Annotated in this window: 9 protein-coding genes; all 9 read left to right on the forward strand. The window is 67.5% G+C overall.

The genetic code is table 11. The features are described 5' to 3' along the window. The first annotated feature begins 235 nt into the window (after nucleotides 1–235). On the forward strand, nucleotides 236–568 hold the full coding sequence (gene ahaH / locus ACP95_RS12545; RefSeq protein WP_049981533.1) for an ATP synthase archaeal subunit H: 333 nt from the start codon (nucleotides 236–238) through the stop codon (nucleotides 566–568). Continuing rightward, nucleotides 555–2720, forward strand: a complete 2166-nt coding sequence (locus tag ACP95_RS12550; protein WP_049981534.1) for a V-type ATP synthase subunit I — start codon at nucleotides 555–557, stop codon at nucleotides 2718–2720. The genes ahaH and ACP95_RS12550 overlap by 14 nt, the downstream gene beginning before the upstream one ends. 176 nt (nucleotides 2721–2896) lie before the next feature. Next, nucleotides 2897–3154 carry an ATP synthase subunit K gene (locus ACP95_RS12555; RefSeq protein WP_049981541.1) on the forward strand — a complete coding sequence of 86 codons (258 nt, stop codon included), beginning with the start codon at nucleotides 2897–2899 and terminating at the stop codon, nucleotides 3152–3154. Between the two features lie 21 nt (nucleotides 3155–3175). Further along, nucleotides 3176–3757 carry a V-type ATP synthase subunit E gene (locus ACP95_RS12560; RefSeq protein ID WP_049981535.1) on the forward strand — a complete coding sequence of 194 codons (582 nt, stop codon included), beginning with the start codon at nucleotides 3176–3178 and terminating at the stop codon, nucleotides 3755–3757. Further along, entirely contained in the window at nucleotides 3754–4809 is a 1056-nt protein-coding gene (locus ACP95_RS12565) for a V-type ATP synthase subunit C (protein ID WP_049981536.1), read from the forward strand. The genes ACP95_RS12560 and ACP95_RS12565 overlap by 4 nt, the downstream gene beginning before the upstream one ends. Continuing rightward, entirely contained in the window at nucleotides 4806–5132 is a 327-nt protein-coding gene (locus ACP95_RS12570) for a V-type ATP synthase subunit F (RefSeq protein WP_049981537.1), read from the forward strand. The genes ACP95_RS12565 and ACP95_RS12570 overlap by 4 nt, the downstream gene beginning before the upstream one ends. A 2-nt stretch (nucleotides 5133–5134) precedes the next feature. Continuing rightward, on the forward strand, nucleotides 5135–6901 hold the full coding sequence (locus ACP95_RS12575; protein ID WP_049981538.1) for an ATP synthase subunit A: 1767 nt from the start codon (nucleotides 5135–5137) through the stop codon (nucleotides 6899–6901). Then, nucleotides 6901–8331 (forward strand): V-type ATP synthase subunit B, encoded by a 1431-nt coding sequence (locus ACP95_RS12580; protein ID WP_049981539.1) that lies wholly within the window; start codon nucleotides 6901–6903, stop codon nucleotides 8329–8331. The genes ACP95_RS12575 and ACP95_RS12580 overlap by 1 nt, the downstream gene beginning before the upstream one ends. A gap of 513 nt (nucleotides 8332–8844) precedes the next feature. After that, nucleotides 8845–9841 (forward strand): thermosome subunit alpha (gene thsA / locus ACP95_RS12585; RefSeq protein ID WP_272913173.1); only part of this gene is annotated, 997 nt, incomplete at its 3' end.

The raw sequence follows: 9841 nt of genomic DNA on the forward strand, positions 1-9841 counted from the left end.
ACGAAGTCGCCCGCTGCGGCCAGACCCCCGCAAAACCCGTTCATGCCAAAAGGCCGCTCGCTCGGGCCCCGCCCTCGCTCGCGGCGACCAGTTGGTGACCAGATGAGGCCGGTTGGTGCCGGACTGTTCCGCCATGGCGACCGCTTGTCGACCGTGGCCCCCGAACCGGCCCGATCCACCGCTCGCTTTCGCAAACACCTTATACGGCCCGGAAAAACCACGAACCGATCAGCTAATGCCCAGACCGGAAGTTCTTGATCGGATCAAGGAGGCGGAGGCCGACGCCGACGAGATCATCGAGGAGGCTCGCCGGGAGAAGGAGGAGCGGATCGCCGAGGCCCGGGAGGAGGCCGCCGAGATCCGCGAAACGGCCGAGCAGGAGGCCGACGAGCTCCAGGAGGAGCGCCTCGCGACGGCCCGCGAGGAGATCGAACAGGAGAAGGAGGAGATCCTCGAGGAGGGCGAGGAAACGCGCCAGGCCCTGATCGAGGAGGCCGAAGGGAACATCGAGGAGGCCGTGGAGTACGCGGTCGACCAGTTCGAGGAGGCGGTGCATGCTCAGGCCTAAACGGATGAGCAAGCTCTCGGTGGCCGGCTCCAAGCGGGTGATGGGGTCGGCCATCGAGGTCGTCCACGACGCCAACGTCCTCGACGTCTCCGAGTACGACGGCTCGTGGGACGGGTTCGAGCAGGGCGATCCGGAGGCCGAAGCCGAACAGGCCTCCGAGAAGCTGGTGACCGTCCGCTCGATCAAGAGCATGCTCGACATCGACGCCGAGTCGGTCGAGACCGACCGCTCGATCTCGGAGGCGGACCTGACGACGACGCTCCCCGAGATCCAGGACCGCGTGAACGAGCTCGACGACGAGCGCGACGCGCTCCGGAACGAGCTCCGCGGGGTCGAGGAGCGACTCGACGCCGCGCGGCCGTTCGTCGACCTCGGGATCGACCTCAACCTGCTGTCGGGGTACGACAGCCTCGAGGTCGCCGTCGGGCAGGGCGACGCCGACTCCGTAGAGCGCGAACTGCTCGACGCCGACGGCGTCCGCCAGTACGAGATTTTCGGCGACGACGACGTGCTCGCGGTGTTCGTCTACCCCAGCGAGCACGCCGAGGACGTGCTCGACGAGGCGCTCGTCGGCGCCGCGTTCACGGCGATCGACGTACCCGACGCCGAGGTCGCCCCCGAGTCGTACGTCCGCGAACTCGAGAGCGAGAAGGACCGCATCCAGTCCGAGATCGAGGAGATCGAGGCCGAACTCGCCGAGCTCGAGCGCGAGCACGCCGAGTTCCTGCTGGCCGCCGAGGAGCATCTCGCGATCCAGGTCCAGAAGGCGGAGGCGCCGCTCTCCTTCGCGACGACGAAGAACACGTTCGTCGCGGAGGGCTGGATCCCGACCGAGGAGTACGAGCGCGTCAGCGCCGCGCTGAAGGACGAGCTCGGCGACCGGATCGAGGTCGAGGAGGTCGAGCGCGCCGCGTTCAAGTCCGACGGCGAGGCCGTCCACGAGGACGGCGAGGCCGTCGCCGACGGCGGCACCACGATCGGCCACGACGAGCCGCCGGTCGTGCAGGACAACAACGGGCTGGTCCAGCCGTTCGAGGTGCTTGTCGCGGCGATCGGCCGGCCCAACTACGAGGAGTTCGACCCGACGGCCCTGCTGTTCCTGACGTTCCCGGTGATGTTCGGGTTCATGATCGGGGACGTGGGCTACGGGCTGCTCTACACCGCCATCGGCGGCTTCCTCTACACGCAGTACGACAGTCCGGCGTTCAAGAGCATGGGCGGCGTGACGATCTCCGCCGGGCTGGCGACGATCGTCTTCGGCGTGCTGTACGGCGAGATCTTCGGGCTGCACCTCGTCTCGGAGTGGGTCTGGGGCGGCCACTCGCCGCTGCACAAGGGGCTCATCCCCGAGTACAGCTACTGGGTCCCGGCGTGGATCCTCGTGAGCGCGATGGCCGCGATCGTCCACCTCAACATCGGCTACGTGCTGGGGTTCGTCGAGGAGCTCCAGTTCCACGGCCTGCGTGAGGCCGCCACCGAGAAGCTCTCGTGGATCCTCGCGATGAACGGCCTCTGGGTGTTCATCGCGAGCAAGTGGGTCGCCGACTCCAAGCCCGAGTTCATCTTCACCGTGTTCGACAGCGGCCCCGAGGCCGCGTTCGCGCTCGGCTTCAGCGGCTTCCCCGTGATCGTCGGGCAGGCCGGGATCGGCCTGTTCCTGCTGGGCGCGGTGCTGCTGGGGATGGGCTCGGTCGCCGAGCTCGTCGAGATCTTCGACACGCTGGTGAACGTGCTCTCCTACGCCCGGCTCGCGGCGGTGCTGCTGGCGAAGGCGGGGATGGCCTTCGCGGTCAACCTGTTCTTCTTCGGCGTGTACGTCGACGAGAACGGCGGCTGGCACTTCGGCCACGGCGGTATGCCCGACGCCGAAGCCGTCGCCGCCCTGGAGGCTGGCGAGACGCTCGGCTACCACGGGTACGAGGTCACCGAGATCATGTTCGGCGGCCTGATGCACGGCGGCATCGCGTCGCTGGTCGGCGGGCTCGTCGTGCTCGTGCTCGGCCACCTGCTGGTGCTCGCGCTGGGCGTCACCAGCGCCGGCCTGCAGGCGGTGCGTCTCGAGTACTACGAGTTCTTCTCGAAGTTCTTCGACGGCGGCGGCCGCGAGTACGAGCCGTTCGGCTACGAGCGCGTCCACAGCCGCGAGGAGTAGCGGGCCGCTCGTTTTTCTCGCCGTTCGACCTCTCCCGGCGAGTCGCCACTCTGTCACCACACGTATGTGCCGGTTTCGCACGCCCTCTTCGGCGCCTTTGGGAAGGTTTATGACCGTCGTGGGGCCAACTACGCCTGTTCGGAGACGACCGACTACGAATCCGAGTGGATACCCCTATGTTCGAAAACGCACTCCAAGTCGCAAGCCTCGTACTGCAGGACGCAAGTAGTGGTCCGGCCATCACCTCGACGGGTATGGCGGCCCTCGCGGTCGGTCTCGCCGGTCTCGGTGCCGGGTACGCCGAGCGTGGGATCGGCTCCGCCGCCGTCGGCGCCGTCGCCGAAGACGAAGATCTCTTCGTGCAGGCCCTGATTCTGACGGTCCTGCCGGAGACGATCCTGATCTTCGCGCTGGTCGCCATGATCCTGGCGTAACTTTCCTCTCCCTTTCCGCTCATGAGCTTGGAAACCGTCGTCGAGGACGTTCGAGACGAAGCCCGCGCGCGTGCCGAGGAGATACGCGAAGCGGGCGAGAGCCGGGCAGAGGAGATTATCTCGGAGGCGGAGGCCGACGCCGAGGAGATCGTCGAGCAGCGCGAGGAGGAAGTCCAGACACAGATCGACGAGGAGCGCGAACAGGCGCTGTCGAGCGCGAAGCTCACGGCCAAACAGAAGCGCCTGGAAGCCCGTCGTGACGTGCTGGAGCGGGTCCGCGAGCAGCTGGAGGAGCGCGTCGCCGAGATCGACGGCGAGCGCCGCGAGGAGCTGACCCGTTCGCTGCTCGATGCGGCCGCCGAGGAGTTCGACGACGACGCGGCCGTCGAAGTCTACGGCCGCGAGTCGGACGAGGAGCTGCTGACCGACCTGCTCTCGGAGTACGAGGGCTGGTCGTTCGCCGGCACCGAGGACTGCCTCGGTGGCGTCGTCGTCGAGAGTGAGAGCTCCCGCGTCAGCGTGGACAACACCTTCGACTCCGTGATCGCGGAGGTCTGGGACGACGAACTCAAACGCATCAGCGAGAAACTCTTCGAAGAATGAGCGCTACCGGCAGTTCCAACCCGGAGTACGTCAACGCTCGCGTGAGCGCCCGGCGTGCGACGCTGTTCGACGAGGAGGACTACCGGAAGCTGCTGCGGATGAGCCCCGACGAGATCTCCCGATACATGGAGGAGTCGACGTATCAGGGACCGATCAACCGGCTGGGGTCGCGGTTCTCGGGCGTCGACCTGATCGAGTACGCCCTGAACGCGGGGCTGGCCGAGACGTTCGACGAGCTGCTCGCGTGGGCGGACGGTCGCCTCTACGAGCAGGTCGCCCGCTACCTGCGGAAGTTCGACGCGTGGAACGTGAAGACGGCCGTCCGCGGCATCTACGCCGGCACCGACCCCGACGCGGTCGAGGACGACCTCATCCGCGCCGGGGAGTTCGACGACGCCCTGCTCGACCGACTGGTCGAGGCCGAGGGCGTCGACGAGATCGTCGACCTGCTCGACGGCACCATCTTCGGCGACCCCCTCGCCGCGGCCGCCGAGGAGTACGACGAGTCCGGCATGCTCGTCCCGCTGGAGAACGCCATCGACCGGGCGTACTACGAGAACCTGTTCGAGGGCGTCACCAGCGCGGGCGGCGCGGGGCCGGAGTCGGCCTACGCCGAGTATCTGCAGGCCGAGATCGACTTCCGCAACGTGCGGAACGCGCTGCGGCTCGCACGGAGCGGCGCGGAGGTCGACCCCGCCGAGTACTTCATCGAGGGTGGCACGCTGTTCACCCCCGAGGAGCTGTCGACGCTCTCCCGGAACCCCGACCAGCTGGTCGAGCACATCCGCGAGAGCCGCTACGGCGACGAGCTCTCCGCCGCGCTGGACGAGATGGCCGAGGCGGACAGCCTCATCGGGTTCGAACACGCGATCGAGGCCGCGCTGGTCGAGCACGCCCGCAACGCCGGCCACGCCCACCCGATGTCGGTGTGCCCGGTGATCGCGTTCGTGCTCGCGAAGGAGCGTGAGGCGGACAACATCCGTGCCATCGCCCGAGGCACCGAGGCGGGGCTCGACCCCGAGGAGATTCGGGCGGAGCTGGTGGTACAATGAGCCAGGAGATCGCCGTCATCGGCAGCCCGGAGTTCACGACCGGGTTCCGCCTCGCCGGCGTCCGGAAGTTCGAGGACGTCCCCGAGGAGGAGAAGGCGGATCGACTCGACGACGCCGTCGCGTCGACGATGACCGACGACGACGTGGGCATCATCGTGATGCACGACGACGACCTCGACCACCTCTCGCGGGGGACCCGCGAGGACGTCGAGACGAGCGTCGAACCGACGCTCGTGACGCTCGGCGGCGGCGCCGGCAGCGGCGGACTGCGCGACCAGATCAAACGAGCCATCGGGATCGACCTGATGGACGACGAGGACTAACAATGAGTCAGGCAACAGACGTCGCCGCGGAAGACCGCGGCCAGATCGAGAGCGTGAGTGGTCCGGTCGTGACCGCCGTCGACCTCGACGCCCGGATGAACGACGTCGTCTACGTGGGCGACGAAGGGCTGATGGGCGAGGTTATCGAGATCGAGGGCAACGTCACGACGGTCCAAGTGTACGAGGAGACCTCCGGGGTCGGCCCCGGCGAACCCGTCGTCAACACGGGCGAGCCGCTGACGGTCGACCTGGGTCCGGGGATGCTGGACTCCATCTACGACGGCGTCCAGCGCCCGCTGGACGTGCTGGAGGACAAGATGGGCTCCCCCTTCCTCGACCGCGGGGTCGACGCCCCGGGGATCGACATGGAGCAGACCTGGGAGTTCGAGCCAGCCGTCGAGGCGGGCGACGTCGTCGAACCCAGCGACATCGTCGGCGAGGTGCCCGAGACCCAGACCATCGACCACAAGGTCATGGTGCCGCCGGACTACGAGGGCGGCGAGGTCGTCGCCGTCGAGGCCGGCGAGTTCACCGTCGAGGAGACGGTCGTCGAGCTCGACAACGGCGAGGAGATCCAGATGCACCAGGAGTGGCCGGTGCGTGAGGCCCGACCGGTCTCCGAGAAGCAGACGCCGACCGAGCCGCTGATCTCGGGTCAGCGCATCCTCGACGGCCTGTTCCCGCTCGCGAAGGGCGGGACGGCCGCGATCCCGGGGCCGTTCGGCTCCGGGAAGACCGTCACCCAGCAGAGCCTCGCGAAGTTCGCCGACGCCGACATCGTCGTCTACATCGGCTGCGGCGAGCGGGGCAACGAGATGACGGAAGTGATCGAGGACTTCCCGGAGCTGCCCGACCCACAGACCGGGAACCCGCTGATGGAGCGGACGACCCTCATCGCCAACACCTCGAACATGCCCGTGGCCGCACGGGAGTCCTGTGTGTACACCGGGATCACCATCGGGGAGTTCTACCGCGACATGGGGTACGACGTGGCGCTGATGGCCGACTCCACCTCCCGGTGGGCCGAGGCCATGCGCGAGATCTCCTCCCGGCTGGAGGAGATGCCCGGCGAGGAGGGGTACCCGGCCTACCTGGCCGCCCGCCTCTCCCAGTTCTACGAGCGGGCCGGCTACTTCGAGAACATCAACGGCAGCGAGGGCTCGATCTCCGTGATCGGCGCCGTCTCGCCGCCTGGCGGTGACTTCTCCGAGCCGGTCACCCAGAACACGCTGCGTATCGTCAAGACGTTCTGGGCGCTTGACTCCGACCTAGCCGAGCGCCGGCACTTCCCGGCGATCAACTGGAACGAGTCGTACTCGCTGTACAAGGACCAGCTCGACGAGTGGTTCGAGGAGAACGTCTCCGAGGAGTGGCCCGAGCGGCGGCAGTGGGCCGTCGACGTGCTCGACGAGGAGAGCGAGCTCCAGGAGATCGTCCAGCTCGTCGGGGAGGACGCCCTGCCCGACGACCAGCGACTCACGCTGGAGGTCGCCCGCTACATCCGTGAGGGCTGGCTCCAGCAGAACGCCTTCATCGAGGTGGACCAGTACTGTCCGCCCGAAAAGACGTTCCAGATGCTCGGCGCGATCCGGAAGTTCAACGAGGAGGCGTTCGAGGCGCTCGAGGCCGGCGTCCCGGTCGACGAGATCACGAGCATCGACGCCGCGCCGAAGCTCAACCGCATCGCCACGACTCCCGACGACGAGGTCGAGGCGCACGTCGAGGAGCTGAAAGACGACATCGAGACCCAACTGCGCGAGCTCTACTGATGAAAGAGTACAAGACAATCACCGAGATTTCGGGCCCGCTCGTCTTCGCGGAGGTCGACGAGTCCATCGGGTACGACGAGATGGTCGAGATCGAGACCGCCGACGGGGAGACGCTCCGTGGGCAGGTGCTCGAGTCCGCCGACGACCTCGTCGCGATCCAGGTGTTCGAGGGCACCAGCGGTATCGACCGGAACGCGTCCGTGCGCTTCACGGGCGAGACGCTGAAGATGCCCGTCACCGAGGACCTCCTCGGGCGGGTGCTGGACGGGTCGGGCAACCCCATCGACGGCGGTCCCGACATCGTCCCCGACGAGCGCCACGACATCGTCGGCGAGGCGATCAACCCCGTCTCCCGGGAGTACCCCGAGGAGTTCATCCAGACCGGCGTCTCCGCCATCGACGGCATGAACACGCTGGTCCGGGGCCAGAAGCTCCCGATCTTCTCCGCCTCGGGGCTGCCCCACAGCGAACTCGCGCTCCAGATCGCCCGGCAGGCGACCGTCCCCGAGGAGGACGAGGCCGGCGAGGAGTCCGAGTTCGCCGTGGTGTTCGGCGCCATGGGGATCACCCAGGAGGAGGCAAACGAGTTCATGGCCGACTTCGAGCGCACCGGCGCGCTGGAGCGCTCGGTCGTGTTCATGAACCTCGCCGACGACCCGGCGGTCGAGCGGACGGTCACGCCGCGGATGGCGCTGACCACCGCCGAGTACCTCGCCTTCGAGAAGGGGTACCACGTGCTGACGATCCTGACGGACATGACCAACTACTGCGAGGCGCTGCGGGAGATCGGCGCCGCGCGTGAGGAGGTCCCCGGCCGGCGTGGCTACCCCGGGTACATGTACACCGACCTGGCCCAGCTCTACGAGCGGGCCGGCCGCATCGACGGCCGCGAGGGCTCGGTGACGCAGATCCCGATCCTCACCATGCCCGGCGAGGACGACACCCACCCGATCCCGGACCTGACGGGGTACATCACCGAGGGCCAGATCGTGATGGACCGCGACCTCGACAGCAAGGGGATGGAGCCGCCCGTCAACGTCCTGCCCAGCCTCTCCCGGCTGATGGACGACGGTATCGGCGAGGGGCTCACCCGCGAGGACCACGGCGACCTGAAGGACCAGCTGTTCGCGGCGTACGCGGAGGGTGAGGACCTGCGCGACCTCGTGAACATCGTCGGCCGCGAGGCGCTCTCGGAGACCGACAACAAGTACCTCGACTTCGCCGACCGCTTCGAGTCGGAGTTCGTCGACCAGGGGTTCCGTACGAACCGCGACATCGACGAGACGCTCGACATCGGCTGGGAGCTCATCTCGCTGCTCCCGAAGACGGAGCTCAACCGTATCGGCGAGGACCTGATCGAGGAGTACTACGTCGAGGACGCGGGCGTCGACGGCGACGCCGGCTCCGAGGAAGCACCCGCGGACGACTAAGCCAGTCACGGCTCGCGACCGAGAGTGACCTCCGGGTCACTCTCCGGGAGCGTGTTGCCGTGACTGTGCGACGCCGAATAACCCGATCACGGCTCGCGACCGAGAGTGACCGCCGACGGGCGGTCGCTCGGAGCGTGTTGCCGCGATCGTGTAGCCACTCACGGCTAGCGACCGCCGATCGACGCCACGTCGCTCGTCGGAACCGATGCCGCGATCGTGTAGCCAGTCTGCGACCCGGTTTCTCTCCTCTCTCCGTTCTCACCGTTCCACAGCGTCGAGACCGTCGTTCGACGTGCCGGGCCGACGAACCGACCGGTCGTCGACGACCGCCGATACCCCGCCTGAAACGCACGCTCCCAGCGGCCTACTTAAACGACCGCGTGACACACGTTAGCAAACCGCTGTATCGGTTGCGTGCGGCGATCTCTCACGGGGTGACCACAACATCTTTATAGAACCACGGACAATCTATCGCTGAACATGAGTCAGCGACAGCGCATGGGTAACCAGCCCATGATCGTACTCTCCGAGGACAGCCAGCGAACCTCCGGGCAGGACGCCCAGGAGATGAACATCACGGCCGGGAAGGCCGTCGCCGAGTCGGTCCGCACCACGCTCGGGCCCAAAGGCATGGACAAGATGCTCGTGGACTCCTCGGGCGGCGTCGTCGTCACGAACGACGGCGTGACGATCCTGAAGGAGATGGACATCGACCACCCCGCGGCCAACATGATCGTCGAAGTCTCCGAGACCCAGGAGGAGGAGGTCGGCGACGGCACGACGACCGCCGTCGTCGTCGGCGGTGAACTCCTCGACCAGGCCGAGGAGCTCGTCGAGTCCGACGTGCACCCGACGACGATCGCGCAGGGGTACCGCGCGGCCGCCGAGAAGGCCAAGGAGATCCTCACCGAGGAGGCCATCGAGGTCACCGCGGACGACTACGACACGCTGACGAAGATCGCCGAGACGGCGATGACCGGCAAGGGCGCCGAGACGGCGAAGGACCGGCTGGCCGAGCTCGTCGTCGACGCCGTCCTCGCCGTGCAGGACGACACCGGGATCGACACGGACAACGTCTCCATTGAGAAGGTCGTCGGCGGCTCCATCGAGAACTCCGAGCTCATCGAGGGCGTCATCGTCGACAAGGAGCGCGTCAACGAGAACATGCCCTACGCCGTCGAGGACGCCAACGTCGCGCTGTTCGACGGCGCCATCGAGGTGAAGGAGACCGAGATCGACGCCGAGGTCAACGTCACCGACCCCGACCAGCTCCAGCAGTTCATGGAGCAGGAGGAGGAGCAGCTCCGCGAGATGGTCGACCACCTCGTCGACGTCGGCGCCGACGTGGTGTTCGTCGGTGACGGCATCGACGACATCGCCCAGCACTACCTCGCCCAGGAGGGGATCCTCGCGGTCCGCCGCGCGAAGAACGACGACCTGAAGGCGCTCGCCCGCTCGACCGGCGCGACGACGGTCTCCGCCCTCGACGACATCGAGGAGGAGGATCTCG

The sequence above is a fragment of the Halolamina rubra genome, from assembly GCF_000739555.1.
GTDB classification, from domain to species: Archaea; Halobacteriota; Halobacteria; order Halobacteriales; family Haloferacaceae; genus Halolamina; species Halolamina rubra.

Excerpts from the sequence above, each read along its gene's own strand:
- ACP95_RS12580 (WP_049981539.1), top strand. The coding sequence starts at position 6,901 with ATGAAAGAGTACAAGACAATCACCGAGATTTCGGGCCCGCTCGTCTTC.
- ahaH (WP_049981533.1), top strand. The coding sequence starts at position 236 with ATGCCCAGACCGGAAGTTCTTGATCGGATCAAGGAGGCGGAGGCCGAC.
- ACP95_RS12565 (WP_049981536.1), top strand. The coding sequence starts at position 3,754 with ATGAGCGCTACCGGCAGTTCCAACCCGGAGTACGTCAACGCTCGCGTG.
- ACP95_RS12570 (WP_049981537.1), top strand. The coding sequence starts at position 4,806 with ATGAGCCAGGAGATCGCCGTCATCGGCAGCCCGGAGTTCACGACCGGG.
- ACP95_RS12555 (WP_049981541.1), top strand. The coding sequence starts at position 2,897 with ATGTTCGAAAACGCACTCCAAGTCGCAAGCCTCGTACTGCAGGACGCA.
- ACP95_RS12575 (WP_049981538.1), top strand. The coding sequence starts at position 5,135 with ATGAGTCAGGCAACAGACGTCGCCGCGGAAGACCGCGGCCAGATCGAG.
- ACP95_RS12550 (WP_049981534.1), top strand. The coding sequence starts at position 555 with ATGCTCAGGCCTAAACGGATGAGCAAGCTCTCGGTGGCCGGCTCCAAG.
- ACP95_RS12560 (WP_049981535.1), top strand. The coding sequence starts at position 3,176 with ATGAGCTTGGAAACCGTCGTCGAGGACGTTCGAGACGAAGCCCGCGCG.